At 48.8% G+C, this 17,779-nt stretch carries 16 protein-coding genes; 5 read left to right on the forward strand and 11 right to left on the reverse strand.

Annotation, left to right across the window (positions count from 1 at the left end):
* Positions 1-42: 42 nt before the first annotated feature.
* The 4 genes from dtd to typA all read right to left on the reverse strand — a co-directional run bounded on the left by dtd (position 43) and on the right by typA (position 3,922).
* Complete coding sequence (gene dtd, locus MES37_RS12025) at positions 43-480, reverse strand: D-aminoacyl-tRNA deacylase (RefSeq protein ID WP_237931499.1); 438 nt, start codon at positions 478-480, stop codon at positions 43-45.
* The gene (locus MES37_RS12030; RefSeq protein ID WP_064541863.1) at positions 477-1,349 is read right to left on the reverse strand and encodes a virulence factor BrkB family protein; all 873 of its coding nucleotides are present in this window, start codon (positions 1,347-1,349) and stop codon (positions 477-479) included. Before MES37_RS12030 ends, dtd begins: the two co-directional genes overlap by 4 nt.
* Positions 1,346-1,942 (reverse strand): glucose-1-phosphatase, encoded by a 597-nt coding sequence (yihX, locus tag MES37_RS12035; RefSeq protein WP_064541864.1) that lies wholly within the window; start codon positions 1,940-1,942, stop codon positions 1,346-1,348. The genes MES37_RS12030 and yihX overlap by 4 nt, the downstream gene beginning before the upstream one ends.
* A gap of 153 nt (positions 1,943-2,095) precedes the next feature.
* Entirely contained in the window at positions 2,096-3,922 is a 1,827-nt protein-coding gene (gene typA, locus MES37_RS12040; protein WP_064541867.1) for a ribosome-dependent GTPase TypA, read from the reverse strand.
* A 376-nt stretch (positions 3,923-4,298) separates the two neighbouring features.
* Between typA and glnA the strand changes: the two genes are divergently transcribed.
* The 3 genes from glnA to glnG all read left to right on the forward strand — a co-directional run bounded on the left by glnA (position 4,299) and on the right by glnG (position 8,408).
* On the forward strand, positions 4,299-5,708 hold the full coding sequence (gene glnA, locus MES37_RS12045; RefSeq protein WP_064541871.1) for a glutamate--ammonia ligase: 1,410 nt from the start codon (positions 4,299-4,301) through the stop codon (positions 5,706-5,708).
* 232 nt (positions 5,709-5,940) lie between these two features.
* Positions 5,941-6,990 carry a nitrogen regulation protein NR(II) gene (glnL, locus tag MES37_RS12050; RefSeq protein ID WP_064541874.1) on the forward strand — a complete coding sequence of 350 codons (1,050 nt, stop codon included), beginning with the start codon at positions 5,941-5,943 and terminating at the stop codon, positions 6,988-6,990.
* 8 nt (positions 6,991-6,998) lie between these two features.
* Positions 6,999-8,408: a nitrogen regulation protein NR(I) gene (gene glnG / locus MES37_RS12055; RefSeq protein WP_064541876.1), complete on the forward strand. Its 1,410-nt coding sequence runs from the start codon at positions 6,999-7,001 to the stop codon at positions 8,406-8,408.
* Positions 8,409-8,439: 31 nt separating this feature from the next.
* On the opposite strand, the gene hemN is transcribed toward glnG, so the two are convergent.
* Positions 8,440-9,813: an oxygen-independent coproporphyrinogen III oxidase gene (hemN, locus tag MES37_RS12060; RefSeq protein WP_064541879.1), complete on the reverse strand. Its 1,374-nt coding sequence runs from the start codon at positions 9,811-9,813 to the stop codon at positions 8,440-8,442.
* 149 nt (positions 9,814-9,962) lie between these two features.
* Positions 9,963-10,484 (reverse strand): Der GTPase-activating protein YihI, encoded by a 522-nt coding sequence (gene yihI / locus MES37_RS12065; protein WP_064541882.1) that lies wholly within the window; start codon positions 10,482-10,484, stop codon positions 9,963-9,965.
* Positions 10,485-11,070: 586 nt separating this feature from the next.
* On the opposite strand from yihI, the gene yihA reads away from it, so the two are divergent.
* Complete coding sequence (gene yihA / locus MES37_RS12070) at positions 11,071-11,730, forward strand: ribosome biogenesis GTP-binding protein YihA/YsxC (RefSeq protein ID WP_064541921.1); 660 nt, start codon at positions 11,071-11,073, stop codon at positions 11,728-11,730.
* 96 nt (positions 11,731-11,826) lie between these two features.
* Here yihA and MES37_RS24940 read toward each other — a convergent pair whose 3' ends face one another.
* The 3 genes from MES37_RS24940 to MES37_RS24865 all read right to left on the reverse strand — a co-directional run bounded on the left by MES37_RS24940 (position 11,827) and on the right by MES37_RS24865 (position 15,427).
* Positions 11,827-11,874, reverse strand: coding sequence for a spot 42 RNA, inhibition of DNA synthesis (locus tag MES37_RS24940; protein ID WP_071892919.1), 48 nt, complete (start codon positions 11,872-11,874; stop codon positions 11,827-11,829).
* 154 nt (positions 11,875-12,028) lie between these two features.
* On the reverse strand, positions 12,029-14,821 hold the full coding sequence (gene polA, locus MES37_RS12075) for a DNA polymerase I (RefSeq protein WP_133523072.1): 2,793 nt from the start codon (positions 14,819-14,821) through the stop codon (positions 12,029-12,031).
* A gap of 336 nt (positions 14,822-15,157) precedes the next feature.
* Positions 15,158-15,427 (reverse strand): hypothetical protein, encoded by a 270-nt coding sequence (locus MES37_RS24865; protein WP_232887166.1) that lies wholly within the window; start codon positions 15,425-15,427, stop codon positions 15,158-15,160.
* Here MES37_RS24865 and MES37_RS12085 point away from each other — a divergent pair.
* Entirely contained in the window at positions 15,321-16,154 is an 834-nt protein-coding gene (locus MES37_RS12085; RefSeq protein WP_237931503.1) for an acyltransferase, read from the forward strand. The genes MES37_RS24865 and MES37_RS12085 overlap by 107 nt on opposite strands.
* 31 nt (positions 16,155-16,185) lie before the next feature.
* Here MES37_RS12085 and dsbA read toward each other — a convergent pair whose 3' ends face one another.
* Positions 16,186-16,809, reverse strand: coding sequence for a thiol:disulfide interchange protein DsbA (gene dsbA / locus MES37_RS12090; RefSeq protein WP_237931505.1), 624 nt, complete (start codon positions 16,807-16,809; stop codon positions 16,186-16,188).
* A gap of 28 nt (positions 16,810-16,837) precedes the next feature.
* On the reverse strand, positions 16,838-17,779 hold a 942-nt coding region (locus tag MES37_RS12095), incomplete at its 5' end, for a serine/threonine protein kinase (protein ID WP_237931501.1).

Genomic DNA, 17,779 nt, shown 5'->3' on the forward strand with positions numbered 1-17,779 from the left:
CGGATGGCGCTTGCGCTTATCCGACCTACAAGTGCTGTGAATTCAGACCTGTAACCAAAACGTCACCGGGCCATCATTGGTCAGGCTCACCTGCATGTCGGCGGCGAAGCGCCCCGTTTCAGCCACGATGCCCTGTTGTCGACAGCGTTCAACAAAGTATTCATATAACTCTTCTGCAAGCTGTGGTGCTGCACCACCCGAGAAGCTCGGACGCATGCCACGTTCGGTATCGGCTCCGAGGGTAAACTGCGAAACCACCAGCACACTGCCACCGGCTTGCTGAACATTCAGGTTCATTTTGTCGTTTTCATCGCCAAAAATACGGTAACCCAAAACCCGCTCGCAAAGGCGATTCGCTTTCTGTTCGTTATCTTCTTTTTCGACACCCAATAACACTAAAAGTCCTGGGCCAATTTCACCCGTCACTTCACCCGCCACAGTGACGCGAGCGTGGGTGACGCGCTGAATTAATGCAATCATGGTTCTTCCAATTCTTCCCGCTGTGATTCAATGCGAAGTTTTCGGTAATCGCCGAGAGTGACAGTAATTTCGGCGCCGAGCAACACGATACACCAGGTCCAATAGACCCAGACAAATAAAATGGGGATCACGGCTAACACACCGTAAATCAACTGGTAAGAGGGAAACATGGTGATGTAGAGGGCAAAGCCTTTTTTCCCCAGCTCGAATAAAACTGCGGCGACCAGCGAGCCGATTAGTGCGTCACGCACAGGGACCCGCGTGGTTGGGACGATGCTGTAGAGCAACCAGAACGACAGCCAGGACAGCAGCAGCGGGAAGATGCGCAACATATCATCAATCACACTGTTAAAGCCCGTAACCCAACGCAGAGACAGCAAATAAGAGCTGATCGCCAGACTCGCCCCGGCCAACAGTGGCCCCAGCGTTAAAATCATCCAGTAAACCGCAAACGAATAGATTTTTGGGCGCGTACGCGTGCTGCGCCAGATGGTGTTCAGCGCACTATCCACGGCGTACATCAGTAATAGTGCGGTGACGATAAGCCCGCAGGCTCCCACCACCGTCATTTTGTTGGAGTTAGCGACAAACTGTTCGATATAGCGCTGAATAATATCGCCGGTAGCGGGCATAAAGTTTGAGAAGACGAAGTGACGCAACTGGACACTGATGTCGGCAAACATAGGGAATGCCGCAAATAACGCAAACACCACCGCAACCAAGGGCACCAGCGAGAGCAATGACACGTAGGCAAGGTTCCCTGCAAGCGTAGTCATATTGTCCTGGTCGATGCGGTGCCAGAGCAACTTTCCCCAGGCGATACACGGCCTGAGGTGTTGGCTCGTTTTACGATGAACGTTTTTTATCATAGGCCTTTTGCGAAATAGCCAGGCACCGTGTCTTTTCCGGTCACCAAAATGCTGGTGATACCCAACTGTTGAGCTCCTTTAATATTATCGGCGTTGTCGTCAAAAAAGACCGCCTGATCCGCGCAAAAACCTTCTGTTTCGAGTAATTTTTGATAAATCTCTACCTCGGGTTTTCGCATACCCATTTCCTGGGACAGATAGATTTTATCTGCCGCCTCGGCAATTTGCGGATATTCACCCGGCCAGAAATAAGTGTGTAAGCGGTTGGTATTTGAAAGCACCACGACGCGATGTCCATCTTCGCGAAGTTTGTTCATCACGGTGATAACTTCTGTGCGTAACCCGACAAAGATAGCCTGCCAACCGGCGGAAAATTGATCGAAGCTCAGTGCCATGCCCATTTCTTCACAGACCGCTTCAGCAAACTCTTCATCACTAATTTGCCCACGCTCGTGGCGTTTGAAAGCCTCCCCCATCACAAAGCTTTTTTGCAAATTCGCTAGCGGTATACGGCTGTAATCGCTCCATACCCCCATCACGCGGTTGAAGTCGATATCAACAATGACGTTGCCTAAATCAAAGATATACAGCATAAGCCTCTCCTTTGCGTATGGACAAATAACTGTAGCGGTAAAGGGAGGCTTTGACTATCGGCGGGTTTGCAATGATGCAGGTTCTGCGAGCAACAGTGCAAAAAAAAGCCCCGCCTAAACAGGCAGGGCTTCAATGCTTTGCAGGAAAGAAACTTACGCTTCTTTGCCGCCACGACCCGCGCGTTTGCGGTCGTTTTCAGTCAGGTGACGTTTACGAATACGGACAGAAGTTGGAGTCACTTCTACCAGTTCGTCGTCATCGATGAATTCCAGAGCTTGCTCCAGAGACATCTTCAGTGCTGGGACCAGAGTGGTTGCTTCGTCAGTACCAGAAGCACGCATGTTGGTCAGTTTCTTACCGGTCAGGCAGTTTACAGTCAGGTCGTTAGAACGACTGTGAATACCGATGATCTGGCCTTCGTAAACTTCTGCACCGTGGCCCAGGAACAACTTGCCGCGATCTTGCAGACCGAACAGAGCAAACGCAACCGCTTTACCCTGGCCGTTAGAGATCAGCACGCCGTTCTGACGCTGGCCGATTTCGCCTGGTTTCACGTCGTCGTAATGGCTGAATGTGGAGTACAGCAGACCCGTACCAGAAGTCATGGTCATGAACTCAGTACGGAAGCCAATCAGGCCACGTGCTGGAATCAGGTAATCCAGACGGATACGGCCTTTGCCGTCAGGGATCATGTCTTTGACATCGCCCTTACGCTCGCCCATCGCCTGCATCACAGAACCCTGGTGCTGTTCTTCGATATCCAGAGTCACGTTCTCGAACGGCTCTTGCATACGACCATCGATCATACGGTTGATTACTTTCGGACGGGACACAGCCAGTTCGAAGCCTTCACGACGCATGTTTTCGATAAGAACAGACAGGTGCAGCTCACCACGACCGGATACACGGAATGCATCCGCATCTTCGGTTTCTTCAACACGCAGTGCGACGTTGTGCACCAGCTCTTTGTTCAGGCGGTCAAGGATCTGACGAGAGGTAACAAATTTACCTTCTTTGCCACAGAACGGAGAGGTGTTGACGTTGAAGAACATGGTAACAGTTGGTTCATCAACAGACAGTGCTGGCAGCGCTTCAACATTTTGCGTGTCGCAAAGGGTGTCGGAGATGTTCAGCTCGCCCAGACCGGTAATCGCGATGATGTCGCCGGCTTCCGCTTCGGTGGATTCAATACGCTCCAGGCCGAGGTGGGTCAGTACTTTACCGACTTTACCGTTACGAGTTTTACCTTCGCTGTCGATGATAGTGATTTGCTGGTTAGGCTTCACTTTACCGCGTTTGATGCGACCGATGCCGATAACACCAACGTAGTTGTTGTAATCGAGCTGGGAGATTTGCATCTGGAACGGACCATCAAGGTCAACGCTTGGTGCTTTAACGTGGTCAACAATCGCCTGGTACAGCGGGGTCATGTCTTCCGCCATATCACCGTGATCGTTACCTGCGATACCCATCAACGCTGATGCGTAGATGATTGGGAAATCGAGTTGCTCGTCAGTAGCGTCAAGGTTTACGAACAGGTCGAACACCTGATCAACAACCCAGTCAGGACGCGCGCCAGGACGGTCAACTTTGTTGATAACAACAATTGGCTTCAAACCATGAGCAAATGCCTTCTTGGTTACGAAGCGCGTCTGCGGCATTGGGCCATCCATTGCATCAACGACCAGCAGAACGGAGTCTACCATGGACATTACACGTTCAACTTCACCACCGAAGTCGGCGTGCCCAGGGGTATCAACGATATTGATACGGTAGTCATTCCATTTGATAGCGGTGTTTTTAGCGAGGATGGTAATCCCACGCTCTTTCTCCAAATCGTTGGAGTCCATCACGCGTTCAGTGGCTTCAGCACGGTCGTTACTGAAAGTACCAGATTGCTGCAGCAGCTTATCAACCAGGGTAGTTTTACCATGGTCAACGTGCGCGATGATGGCGATATTACGCAGATTTTCGATCACAACTTTGCCTCAGGCATTAGAAATAGCGCGTTATTGTACACGTATTAATCGAAGGACATAACAGGATCACAAAGAACTTTTACAAACAATGTTGAAAGTAAGGGTTTGTGATCGCTTTCACGGAGCAAAAAAGGGAGCCACAACGAAAATTGCACCAATATGGTGCTCAAATCTCAGACTGAAGCACTACATTGGTGCAAACTATCCATCATGGTGCATCCCTTTTGCACTATGGTGCGCATGATAGCGCCTTTTTAGGGTAATTTAAAAGTTGGCACAGATTTCGCTTTAAACATTTTAGGGCGAATAGCCAAACGAAGAAAGTATTGAACACCTCGTTACCACGACGACAATGACCAATCCGGGAGAGTTAAGTATGTCCGCTGAACACGTTTTGACGATGCTGAATGAACACGAAGTGAAGTTTGTAGATTTGCGCTTCACTGACACCAAAGGTAAAGAACAGCACGTCACTATCCCTGCTCATCAGGTTACTGCTGACTTCTTCGAAGAAGGCAAAATGTTTGATGGTTCTTCAATTGGTGGCTGGAAAGGCATCAATGAATCCGACATGGTTCTGATGCCAGATGCATCTACCGCTGTTATTGACCCATTCTTCGCTGATTCTACGCTGATCATTCGTTGCGACATTCTTGAGCCTGGCACCATGCAGGGTTATGACCGCGATCCACGCTCCATTTCCAAGCGTGCTGAAGACTACCTGCGTTCTACTGGCATCGCCGATACCGTACTGTTCGGGCCAGAACCAGAGTTCTTCTTGTTCGACGACGTTCGTTTCGGTAGCTCCATCTCCGGTTCTCACGTGGCTATCGATGATATCGAAGGCGCATGGAACAGCGGCACCAAATACGAAGGCGGCAACAAAGGCCACCGTCCTGCTGTTAAAGGCGGTTACTTCCCAGTTCCTCCGGTTGACTCCGCACAAGACCTGCGTTCTGCAATGTGTCTGACTATGGAGCAAATGGGCCTGGTTGTTGAAGCTCACCACCACGAAGTAGCAACTGCTGGTCAGAACGAAGTGGCTACCCGCTTCAACACCATGACTAAAAAAGCAGATGAGATTCAGATCTACAAATATGTGGTTCACAACGTTGCTCATGCTTACGGCAAAACAGCGACCTTTATGCCAAAACCAATGTTTGGCGATAACGGTTCTGGTATGCACTGCCATATGTCCCTGGCTAAGAACGGTGTAAACCTGTTCGCTGGTGACAAATATGCTGGCCTGTCTGAGCAAGCGCTGTACTACATCGGCGGTGTTATCAAACACGCTAAAGCCATCAACGCCCTGGCTAACCCAACCACCAACTCCTACAAGCGTCTGGTCCCGGGTTACGAAGCTCCAGTTATGCTGGCTTACTCTGCAGCTAACCGTTCCGCTTCAATCCGTATCCCAGTAGTTGCGTCTCCGAAAGCACGTCGTATCGAAGTGCGCTTCCCGGACCCAGCGGCTAACCCGTACCTGTGCTTCGCAGCACTGCTGATGGCTGGTCTTGATGGTATCAAGAACAAAATCCATCCGGGCGAAGCAATGGACAAAAACCTGTACGACTTGCCTCCAGAAGAAGCAAAAGAGATCCCACAAGTTGCAGGCTCTCTGGAAGAAGCACTGAACTGCCTGAACGAAGACCGCGAGTTCCTGACTGCGGGCGGCGTGTTCACTGATGAAGCTATCGATGCTTACATCGCGCTGCGTATCGAAGAAAACGACCGCGTGCGTATGACTCCGCACCCAGTCGAGTTTGAACTGTATTACAGCGTTTAATGACGTTGAGCAGATTGCTGACAAAATTCACTAAACAGGTGTTGTAGGGCTGCGCTTATCCGACCTACGAAGTGGTTTGTCATCAGTCTCAGAAGATTTTTAGTTGCCGTGGAAACTTTTAGCCCATCTCAGGATGGGCTTTTTTCTCCACAAATAATCTGCTGCAACAATATCTTTTGCTGCCAGGAAACTATAATGCACCATCACAGTGCAAATTATCGGAGACTGCTGTATGGCAACCGGCACGCTGCCCGATGCTGGGCAGATCCTGAATTCTTTAATCAATAGCATTTTACTGGTCGATGACGAACTGGCGGTGCATTACGCCAATCCGGCGGCACAGCAACTTTTGGCGCAAAGTTCACGCAAGCTGTACGGCACACCGTTACCAGAGCTGTTGAGTTACTTTTCACTAAATATTGGCTTGATGCAGGAAAGCCTGACCTCCGGCCAGGGTTTTACCGATAACGAAGTCACGCTGGTTATCGATAGCCGCTCCCACATTCTTTCCCTGACAGCACAACGTTTACCAGAAGGTTTCATCCTGATGGAAATGGCGCCGATGGATAACCAACGACGTTTAAGTCAGGAACAGTTACAGCAGGCACAGCAAATTGCCGCTCGTGACTTAGTACGTGGGCTGGCTCATGAGATTAAAAATCCACTTGGTGGGTTACGTGGTGCTGCGCAATTACTGGCAAAAGCCTTACCCGATCCTTCGCTCACTGAATACACCAAGGTGATTATTGAGCAGGCTGATCGTTTACGTAATCTGGTCGACAGGCTGTTAGGCCCGCAGCAACCTGGCATGCACGTTACTGAAAGTATTCATAAAGTCACCGAACGGGTGATGAAACTGGTGTCGATGGAATTACCTGCCAACGTGTCGCTGGTAAGAGATTACGACCCAAGTTTGCCTGAGTTAGCGCACGACCCAGACCAAATTGAACAGATTTTATTGAATATTGTGCGCAACGCGCTTCAGGCGCTCGGCAGCGATGGTGGTGAGATTGTGTTACGCACGCGTACCGCCTTTCAAATTACGCTGCACGGTACTCGTTACCGACTGGCTGCACGAATTGATGTTGAAGACAACGGTCCGGGTATTCCGGCCCATCTGCAGGACACACTATTCTACCCAATGGTGAGTGGCCGTGAAGGAGGGACAGGATTGGGTCTTTCTATTGCACGCAACTTGATCGATCAGCATTCGGGAAAAATCGAATTTAACAGTTGGCCAGGTCATACCGAGTTTTCGGTTTACCTGCCCATTCGTAAGTAGAGGTCTTTATGCAACGAGGGATAGTTTGGATCGTTGATGACGATAGCTCCATCCGTTGGGTGTTGGAACGCGCACTAACAGGGGCTGGTTTAAGCTGCACCACATTTGAAAGTGGCACTGAAGTCCTGAATGCTCTTGCAACCAAAACCCCGGACGTTTTGTTATCTGATATTCGCATGCCCGGCATGGATGGCCTGGCGCTGCTAAAGCAGATTAAACAACGCCACCCGATGTTGCCGGTCATCATAATGACCGCTCATTCAGACCTTGAGGCGGCCGTGAGTGCCTATCAGCAGGGTGCTTTTGATTACCTGCCTAAACCCTTTGATATTGATGAAGCGGTGGCTCTGGTTGAACGCGCCATCAGCCACTATCAGGAACAGCAGCAACCGCGCAATGTGCAGGTTAATGGGCCAACCACCGATATTATTGGTGAAGCGCCTGCGATGCAGGATGTGTTCAGGATCATTGGCCGCCTCTCCCGGTCATCAATAAGTGTGCTGATTAACGGTGAATCCGGTACGGGTAAAGAGTTAGTCGCCCATGCCTTGCATCGCCACAGCCCACGGGTGAAATCCCCTTTTATTGCGCTGAATATGGCTGCCATCCCAAAGGATTTGATTGAGTCTGAGCTGTTTGGCCATGAGAAAGGGGCTTTTACCGGCGCTAATCAAATTCGGCAAGGCCGTTTCGAGCAGGCTGACGGCGGCACACTGTTCCTCGATGAAATCGGCGATATGCCGCTGGACGTGCAAACTCGTTTGCTGCGCGTGTTGGCTGACGGACAGTTTTATCGTGTTGGCGGTTATGCGCCGGTAAAAGTTGATGTGCGAATTATTGCCGCAACGCACCAGAACCTTGAGTTACGCGTGCAGGAAGGGAAATTCCGTGAGGATTTATTCCATCGCCTGAACGTAATTCGCGTGCATTTGCCACCCCTGCGCGAACGCCGCGAAGATATTCCGCGTCTGACTCGTCATTTCTTGCAAGATGCTGCAAAAGAGTTAGGTGTGGAAGCCAAGCAGCTTCATCCCGAAACCGAAACAGCATTAACGCGTTTGGCCTGGCCTGGAAACGTGCGCCAACTGGAAAATACCTGTCGCTGGTTAACGGTCATGGCGGCAGGCCAGGAAGTATTGATTCAGGACTTGCCTGCCGAGTTGTTCGAGACAACCATTCCCGATAGCCCGGCACATTCTCAATCCGACAGTTGGGCAACTTTACTGGCGCAATGGGCAGATCGCGCATTACGTTCCGGTCATCAGAATTTACTCTCTGAAGCTCAGCCAGAAATGGAACGCACACTGCTAACGACGGCACTGCGGCATACGCAAGGCCACAAGCAGGAAGCGGCTCGTTTACTTGGCTGGGGGCGCAATACCCTGACGCGTAAGTTGAAAGAGTTGGGGATGGAATAACAAAAAGGCGGCGTACAAGCCGCCTTTAGTTTTATATCACGCGCGAGAACTGCTGGAGGCGTGCCTTCTGGCGCAAGTAAGTATCAAAGCACATGCAGATATTACGGATTAGCAGACGACCTTTAGCTGTCACCTGAATGTGTTTACCATCAACATCCACCAGCCCATCTTTCGCCAATGGTGCCAGTAATTTCAGATCCTCGGCAAAGTACTCTGCAAAATCTAAATCCCAAAGCTGTTCAATTTCGGCAAATTTAAGCTGGAAATTACAAATCAATGCTTTGATAACATCACGACGGATGCAGTCATCGCGGGTGAGTGCCAGGCCGCGCCACAGCGCATCGCCCTGCTGATCAACCTGCTGATAATAGGTTTTAAGCTCTTTCTGGTTCTGCGCGTAGCAGTCGCCAATCATGCTGATGGCAGAAACGCCCATTCCCAGCAGGTCGGTATCACCCTGAGTGGTGTAGCCCTGGAAGTTACGGTGCAGTTTCCCTTCGCGTTGAGCAATCGCCAGTTCGTCATCTGGCCGCGCAAAGTGGTCCATGCCAATAAACTGATATCCCGCATGGGTCAGCGAACCGATGGTTTCTTGCAGAATGTCGAGTTTTTGCTGGGCGCTCGGTAAGTCTTCGTCTTTAATTTTGCGCTGTGCTGCAAACAACGTCGGCAAGTGCGCGTAGTTAAAAACGCTTAAACGGTGAGGACTAAGTTCTGCAACACGCTTGAGCGTGAAGGCAAAGCTTTCTGGCGTCTGCTTTGGCAGGCCGTAGATCAAGTCAATATTGGTCGAGGTGAAGCCAAGTTCTCGCGCTCGCTGAATCAGCGCGAAGATAAACTCTTCGTCTTGCTCACGGTTAACCAGGCGCTGCACTTCTTTGTTGAAATCCTGCACGCCCATGCTCAGGCGGGTAAACCCTTCCTGGCGCAAATGGTCCAGCACATCGAGTTCGATTTCACGCGGATCGATTTCAATGGACAGCTCAGCATCTTCATCGAAATTGAAATGACCCCGTAGAAGCCCCATCAGACGGCTTATCTGCGCTTTACTGAGGTAAGTTGGTGTACCACCGCCCCAATGCAACTGACTGACGTGACGGCCTTTAAAGAGCGGTGCACGATGGGCTATCTCTTGTTCAAGCGCATCAAGGTATTGATCAGCCTTATGCGTCTGGCGGGTCACAATTTTATTGCAGCCGCAGAAGTAGCAAAGTTTATGGCAGAACGGGATATGAACGTACAGCGAAAGCGGGCGCTCAGGATAACGAGCCACCGCTTCAAGAAATGCCGCCTCACCGAAGCCTTCTGAGAACTCCAGCGCGGTGGGATAAGAGGTATAACGTGGCCCTGAATAATTATATTTCTGGATCAGGGCCAGATCCCAATCGATTAACTGCTCAGACATGCTTACTTCCTCCGGTGATGCCGCATTCGTTGACGGCGCAACGATTTTTGCAATCGCGACAACCGCCGTAGTTTAACGAATAACCACAGCAGATAACACACCAGAGGAATAACCACGATAAGAACAGGTAATTCCATTGCGAAAGACCGTTAATCAGTGCCTTTGAGCAGGCGCATCAAATCATCGCCCTTCTCTTTTTCTTCTTCATCTTCGTCATCTTCATAGGCGATGCCGAGTTCTGCCATTAGCGCATCAATACGATCAAGCTTAGCGTTAACCCACGCCTGCTCTTCTGCATTAAGCGTTTCACCTTCTTCAAGACGTTCCAGCAGCGCGTCCAGGCGCTCATCATTTTCCAGCAAATCCAGTTCAGCCTGTGGTGTGAGCATAGGTTTCTCGATTTTAGGTTTGTGCTGTTTAGGTTTTTTGACCTGGACTTCAGTTACACCCAGGGCGATTGGTTTTTTACTGCCAATGCGCGGATCTTTAGCCTGACTGCTGCCACTTCCACTTTTCGCTTGAACACCGCCAGTTGCACGGCTACCCGCTGCATGCCCGCTGTGTTTTTTATCACGTTTACGGTCACGTGCTTCACGATCGATCTCTTCACGCGTTTTACGACGTGCTTTTGAAGGCTTGGAACCAGGTGCTGCTGAGTTTTGTTGCTTCATAATAAATTATCTTGAGCCATTTTTATTCAGTATAGAATTGCGGCGGAATCTAGCAGAAAGCAAGCAAAGAAAAAAGGCGGCAGGTTAACCTGTCGCCTTTTTCTTGTCTCTGGACCGTTATCTGGTCACACAATCCCTGTTCGCACTCGACGCCCTGTCTATCCTTTGCAAACAACTTCCGTGTAAATCCTTGTCCCTTTTAAACGTCTCCAGACGTTGCCTCCTGGCACTTCCCTGGTTCTTCGCCATCCTGACGATCCTGAACCCTCATCCTGAGTTGCTATCCTTTGTGGCTCTCCTTTGCCTGTGCCGCTTACTTTACTCTGAGCGCCTGGTTCTACAAGGTAGGTATTTGTGTTAAGGCATTGATACAATCAATCAATATCGGCTTAATGTGCTGTTTTATAGAGTATTTTAATAATGTCTGTATTTATCAACGCTGCGTTGTCTGCCAGTATGAATGGTCAATGTCTTACAAACTGCAGGCGTATCTCTGTAATCCTGTAAGCCTTGCTGAGAAACACGGCGTTTTCGCCACGTTCAGGTATAATCCCCCACAATGCTCATCCTGAGGGAGACAACCGTTTTGAAAAACTGGAATTATCAACTGACCCACTTCGTGCTTAGCGCACCGGATATTCGCCATTTACCTTCTGATACTGGTATTGAGGTTGCTTTCGCAGGCCGCTCTAACGCAGGGAAATCCAGCGCATTAAATACGCTGACTAATCAGAAAGCACTGGCTCGTACCAGTAAAACACCTGGCCGTACTCAGCTCATCAACTTGTTTGAAGTGGCTGAAGGCTTACGTGTGGTGGATTTACCGGGCTATGGCTACGCCGAAGTACCGGAAGAAGTAAAACTGAAATGGCAGCGCGCGCTTGGTGAATACCTGCAAAAGCGTAATAGCCTGAAAGGCCTAGTGGTGCTGATGGATATCCGTCATCCGCTTAAAGACCTTGATCAGCAAATGATTCACTGGGCCGTTGCGAGCAACATTCCAGTCATGCTGCTGTTAACCAAGGCCGACAAGCTGGCATCTGGCGCTCGTAAAGCGCAGTTAAATATGGTGCGTGAAGCGGTTGTGGACTTTAACGGTGATATTCAGGTAGAAGCGTTTTCGTCGCTGAAGAAAATTGGTGTCGATGTACTGCGTCATAAGCTTGATGGCTGGTACAACGATATTCCACCAGCAACTGAAGAAGACGACGTAGAAGAAGAAGACGACGAAGCAACTGGCGAATAAAAATAGGCATGGGTTCGCCCGTGCTTTTCCTTTCTTTCCTGACTCGCGCCCAATAAAAAACGCCCCAGTCATTACTGACTGGGGCGGCTAAAATATTCAGCCAAATCCGATTACGTGAAGTAAAAGGTCTGAAAGATAGAACATCTTACCTCTGTACCCTACGCGAATAACTCTACTCCTTTTTATTAGGATGAAAAAGTACTTTTTGTAGTTTTTTTTCACCCTTTACACTTCAATCTTGAAGCACCATCACAAAAAGCTATGACTTATGTTCTTTAGTTACATAACCAGCTGCAAATTAGTGCGCTTCATCCCAATTTGCGCCACTGCCAACTTCCACCAATAGCGGCACATCCAGTTTCATGCTGCCTTCCATCAGTTCGTGGACTTTCTTCGATACAGCTTCCAAATCATCCTGATGAACTTCAAAGACCAGTTCATCGTGTACCTGCATGATCATTTTTACGCGTGGCTTCTCTGTTTCAAGCCAGGCATCGACAGCAATCATCGCGCGTTTGATGATATCAGCCGCCGTTCCCTGCATCGGGGCATTGATAGCCGCACGTTCAGCACCAGCACGACGAGCCGCATTACTAGAATTGATGTCCGGTAAATACAGGCGGCGTCCATCCAGAGTTTCGACATAACCCTGCTCTTTCGCCTGCTTGCGGGTGCGTTCCATGTATTCCAGCACACCAGGATAGCGTTCAAAGTAGAGATCCATGTATTTCTGCGACTCTTTACGCGGGATATTGAGCTGGCGTGACAAACCAAATGCGCTCATGCCGTAAATCAGACCGAAGTTAATCGCTTTAGCGCTGCGGCGTTGCTCACCAGAAACACTATCCAACGGAATACCAAATACTTCAGCGGCTGTCGCACGGTGAATATCTTTGCCTTCGGCAAATGCAGTCAGTAAGCCCTTATCACGAGACAAATGCGCCATGATGCGCAGTTCGATTTGCGAGTAGTCGGCAGAAACGATCAGATAATCTTTTGGTGCAATAAAGGCCTGGCGAATGCGACGCCCTTCTTCATTTCGTACCGGAATGTTTTGCAGATTCGGTTCGGTCGAAGACAAACGCCCGGTCGCAGCCACAGCCTGATGATAGGAAGTATGTACGCGGCCCGTTTTCGGGTTAATCATTAACGGCAGCTTATCGGTATAAGTCGATTTCAGCTTCGCCAGGCCACGGTGTTCAAGGATAACTTTAGGCAGCGGGTAATCCAGAGCCAGTTCTTCCAGCACTTCTTCAGAAGTTGACGGGGCGCCGCCAGGGGTTTTCTTGAGTGGTTTAATACCCTGTTTTTCAAAAAGAATGGTTTGCAGCTGCTTCGGTGAAGAGAGATTAAATGCTTCGCCTGCAATTTCGTGAGCTGTGATTTCCAGCTCTGCGAGGCGTTTTGTCAGTTGCTCAGAATGGGTATGCAGCACAGCCGGGTCGATCTTCACACCGTTGCGTTCAATACGTGACAACACGGGCACCAGTGGCATTTCGATATTTTTAAAGATGCTTAATGGCCCTTCACGCTTTTCAAGCTTCGGCCACATTTTCAAATGCAGCTGTAAAGTCACGTCTGCATCTTCTGCGGCATAACGCCCGGCCTGCTCCAGATCTATTTGGTTAAAGGTCAGTTGCTTTTTGCCCTTGCCAGCAATCTCTTCGAAGGTGATGGTGGTGTGTTTCAGCCAACGAGCGGACAGGCTGTCCATATCGTGGCGGCCTGCAACGCTATCAAGAATGTAGGATTCAAGCATGGTATCGAACGCAATTCCACGAAGTTCGATATCGTAGTTCTGCATGATGCCACGGTCATACTTCAGGTTCTGGCCAACTTTAAGCACGCTTTCATCTTCAAGTAATGGCTTCAGAAGTTCGAGCGCACGCTCACGAGGAATTTGTACCGGAGCGTCTAAATAGTCATGTGCGACAGGGATGTAGCACGCAACACCCGGTTCAGTGGCAAATGACAGACCAACCAGGTTCGCACTGATGTTATCCAGGCTATCGGTTTCGGTATCAAAGGCGACGACTGGCGCTTTTTTCAGACGGGTAATCCACTCTTCCAGCACGGTTTCGTCAAGAATAGTGACGTAGTTGTCATAAGAAAGCACATTAGCTGGCTCTTCCGGCTCAACGTCAGCTTCAATCTCGACGGTTTTTGGCGATTGTGCAGCCGGTTTCGCGCCCTTAACCTGCATCCACTTGCCTGCTTCAACGTCGGTAATCCAGCGTTTGAATTCGTATTGTTTGAACAGATCCAGAAGCTCTTCATCCGCCGGTTGCTGCACTTCTAATTGCTCGCAGCCCAGCTCAAGTTCCACATCTGTTTTGATGGTGGCCAGTTTATAGGAGAGGTAAGCCAGGTCTTTGCTTTGCTCAAGCTTCGCCGCCATAGTTTTCGCACCACGGAACGTCAGTTCTGCGATTTTCTCTGGATTAGCGTACAGCGTATCCAGACCACCTAAACCCTGGAGTAGTGCCTGTGCTGTTTTCTCGCCAACGCCCGGAACACCAGGAATGTTATCCGACGAGTCGCCCATTAAGGCCAGGAAATCGATAATCAGTTCAGGAGGCACACCATATTTAGTGCGAACTTCATCTGGGCCAAGGATGGTGTTAGTCATGGTGTTGATAAGCGTCACACTCGGTGTAACCAGTTGCGCCATATCTTTATCGCCAGTACTGATAAGTACCGGACGGCCCACACGTTCCGCCTCAAGTGCAAGCGTACCAATAACGTCGTCAGCTTCCACGCCAGAAACCGCCAGTAGTGGTAATCCCATGGCTTTTACCATTGCATGCAGAGGTTCGATTTGTGCTCGCAGATCGTCAGGCATAGGCGGACGATGAGATTTATAGTGTTCAAACAACTCGTCACGGAAGGTTTTACCTTTGGCATCAAACACTACTGCGGCATGAGTCGGCTGGTACTGCAACAGCAAACTACGCAGCATGTTCAGCACGCCGTACATTGCCCCGGTCGGTTCACCCTTGCTATTAGTCAGCGGTGGGAAGGCGTGATAGGCACGATAGAGATAAGAGGAGCCATCAACGAGGATAAGTGGATTTTGCGCGATCTGAACCATAATGTTCCGTTCCGTGACTGGTTTTAGTTTATAGCTAAAGGATGCCATAGCCTGGCTGAAAACATGAACTTTTGAGGAAGATAAGGTGAAAAGTTTTGTTGATCTTCGAGATCTGCCTCAAGATCAACATTGTGGATAAGTTTGTGCATAGTTTTTTAAGCAATTGATTGTTAAGTTCGAAAGAAATTATCTTTCGGTTAAATGTCATTATTTTTCAATGCACTACATTTAAGGCATTCACTGAGAAGACATTTTGTGCGTAATCGATAAATGTGGATATAAAAATAAATTATGTAATAGACCGAAATTATTCAAAGCCTATGGTATGTATGTTTTTTATTGAGCAGTTTTAGTGTCATCCATGCTGATAAACTTCTGATAAAATTCAGCCCTATTATTCTTCTTCCAGCACCAGACACTCTCTAACCAACTGAAAAACTTATTTATGTCGAGATTATTCGCCGCGATAACTTTGATTCTGAGTGTCGCTCTTACTATCGTGGTCACTGTAGCCTGCTCAGTACCTATTATTATTGCTGGCATCATCAAGCTACTCTTACCCGTTCCCATCATCTGGCGCTCAATCTCGGTATTTGCTGATTTCATGATGTACTGCTGGTGTGAAGGATTGGCTTTTTTGCTCAGGCTAAATCCACATCTAAAGTGGGACGTTGAAGGGCTCGACGATCTCAGCCAAAAAAACTGGTACCTACTAATTTGTAATCACCGAAGCTGGGCGGACATCGTCATTTTGTGCGTCCTGTTTCGCAAACATATCCCAATGAATAAGTACTTTTTAAAGCAACAGCTCGCCTGGGTGCCATTTATGGGTTTGGCTTGTTGGGCTTTGGATATGCCTTTCATGAAACGTTACTCGCGAGGGTATTTATTGCGTCACCCAGAGCAACGCGGCAAAGATGTGGAAACCACTCGCCGCTCTTGCGAAAAATTTCGCTCTCACCCAACGACAATAGTGAATTTTGTCGAAGGGTCGAGATTCACTAAAGAGAAGCGTTTACAGACTCGCTCGGCTTTTCAAAACCTGCTTCCACCTAAAGCAGCTGGAATTGCAATGGCTCTCAACGTGTTGGGGAAACAGTTCGATAAGCTGCTGAATGTGACGATTTGTTATCCTGAAAATGCACAAAGCCCATTTTATGACATGTTAAGCGGGAAGATGACGCGAATTGTGGTGAGGGTGTCGCTGGTGCCAATTGCAGAGGATCTGCATGGCGATTATGTGAATGACAAAGCTTTTAAACGTCGCTTCCAGCAATGGTTGAATGCGTTGTGGCATGAGAAAGATCAACTACTGACAAACATCAAACAATAGAAGAAAGCCGGTCAATGACCGGCTTTCTTTGTTATTTCTTTTCAACCAGGAACTTGGCGACTTCAGCATATTGCTGAATAAACATGTCCATATTGCTGGTGTCCATGCCTTGTGGATTCAACTGATACTTTCCGTTTACAAACATAGCGGGAACGCCTTGCAGTTGCAGATCTGCCGCAGCTTTCTCTTGCTGAGCAACCAATGATTTCACAACAAAACTGTTCCAGGCAGCATCGTACTCTTCTGGTTTAACGCCAGCAGTGATGAATACCTGGCGGATATCAGCAACATTTTGGATAGTCTGTGTTTTCTGCACAGCTTCAAACATTGGAGCGGTAATTTTGTCTTCCACGCCCAATGCCAGTGCAACAGCCCATGCCTGAGTTAAATCCTTGCCCAATGGGCCCAGGAACTCAACATGGTACTTTGTCATCTTAGTGCCTTCTGGCAGCTTTTTCTTCACATTATCAGAGACATGAAGAACTTCTTCAAACTGATAGCAGTGTGGGCAATAGAAGGAGAAAAACTCTAAAACTTGCGGCTCACCGGCGACAGGTTTTTCTAAAGTGATAAACTCATTTCCATCTTTAAACTGTGCAGCAGAGACGCTGAATGCCAGGATCATCCCCGCCAGCGCCAGCCAAATCTTTTTCATCATTGAATCTCTCCTGAATAAATACTGATTAATACATTGGCGTTAATGTTAGTGGTGGTTCACGTAGAACCCGTACCTGCTCTTTAAAAGTCGCAGTTTGTCCCCGCCAGTAATCTTCGTCTGTAATCCAGGGAAAATTTCTGGGGAAAGCAGGGTCATCCCAGCGCCGAATTATCCACGCGAGATAATAAACCATACGCATTGCTCGTAAAGGTTCTATGAGTGCAATTTCGTCTGAATCAAATGAGGCAAACTCTTCATATGCCTCGACAATCATTTCTAGCTGCATTCTCTGTTCGGCTTTGTCACCATTGAGAAGCATCCAGATATCCTGAACTGCCGGGCCATTTCGGGCATCATCCAGATCGACAAACAAAGGACCATCGCGCCAGAGAATATTCCCTGGATGGCAATCACCATGTAGTCGTAATGGCTGAAAATCGGTATGCCAATGAAGTTGAATTTCTGCTATTAACGCATCGGTGGCGTTGAGAAAACTCTTCTTCAGGGCTGATGGAATCAAATGCGTCCGCTCAAATATTTCACGCGGCTCAAATAAGTATTCATTTAAGCCCATATCAGGGCGCGCAGAAAATGGCTTACGACGCCCTGTTTGATGGATACGGCCAAGATAACGGCCAACCCATTCCATCTGATCAAGGTTATCCGTTTCGTACTGCCTTCCCCCCAAACTCGGGAACACAGCATACATAAAGCCATTATGGCGTAGTAAGGTGTTGCCATTGAGATGCAAGGGGGCCGCAACCGGAACCTCATCAGATTGTAACTCAAGCGCAAACTGATGCTCTTCTTCTATTTGCTCAGGTGACCAACGATAGGGGCGATAAAACTTAACCACATAACGTTTACGATCCTCGTCCTGAAACTGGTAGACGCGGTTTTCAAAACTGTTTAATGGGGTCAAGCCGGAATCCACCCGTATACCTTGTTCGAACAAGGCGTCCATGAT

It is taken from the genome of Buttiauxella sp. S19-1 (genome assembly GCF_022134725.1).
GTDB classification, from domain to species: domain Bacteria; phylum Pseudomonadota; class Gammaproteobacteria; order Enterobacterales; family Enterobacteriaceae; genus Buttiauxella; species Buttiauxella ferragutiae.

What these genes read in the sequence shown, in the direction of transcription:
- polA (WP_133523072.1), bottom strand. Translation starts at nt 14,821, where the DNA reads ATGGTTCAGATCGCGCAAAATCCACTTATCCTCGTTGATGGCTCCTCT.
- yihI (WP_064541882.1), bottom strand. Translation starts at nt 10,484, where the DNA reads ATGAAGCAACAAAACTCAGCAGCACCTGGTTCCAAGCCTTCAAAAGCA.
- dsbA (WP_237931505.1), bottom strand. Translation starts at nt 16,809, where the DNA reads ATGAAAAAGATTTGGCTGGCGCTGGCGGGGATGATCCTGGCATTCAGC.
- MES37_RS12030 (WP_064541863.1), bottom strand. Translation starts at nt 1,349, where the DNA reads ATGATAAAAAACGTTCATCGTAAAACGAGCCAACACCTCAGGCCGTGT.
- dtd (WP_237931499.1), bottom strand. Translation starts at nt 480, where the DNA reads ATGATTGCATTAATTCAGCGCGTCACCCACGCTCGCGTCACTGTGGCG.
- glnG (WP_064541876.1), top strand. Translation starts at nt 6,999, where the DNA reads ATGCAACGAGGGATAGTTTGGATCGTTGATGACGATAGCTCCATCCGT.
- yihX (WP_064541864.1), bottom strand. Translation starts at nt 1,942, where the DNA reads ATGCTGTATATCTTTGATTTAGGCAACGTCATTGTTGATATCGACTTC.
- glnA (WP_064541871.1), top strand. Translation starts at nt 4,299, where the DNA reads ATGTCCGCTGAACACGTTTTGACGATGCTGAATGAACACGAAGTGAAG.
- glnL (WP_064541874.1), top strand. Translation starts at nt 5,941, where the DNA reads ATGGCAACCGGCACGCTGCCCGATGCTGGGCAGATCCTGAATTCTTTA.
- hemN (WP_064541879.1), bottom strand. Translation starts at nt 9,813, where the DNA reads ATGTCTGAGCAGTTAATCGATTGGGATCTGGCCCTGATCCAGAAATAT.
- MES37_RS24865 (WP_232887166.1), bottom strand. Translation starts at nt 15,427, where the DNA reads ATGAAATCAGCAAATACCGAGATTGAGCGCCAGATGATGGGAACGGGT.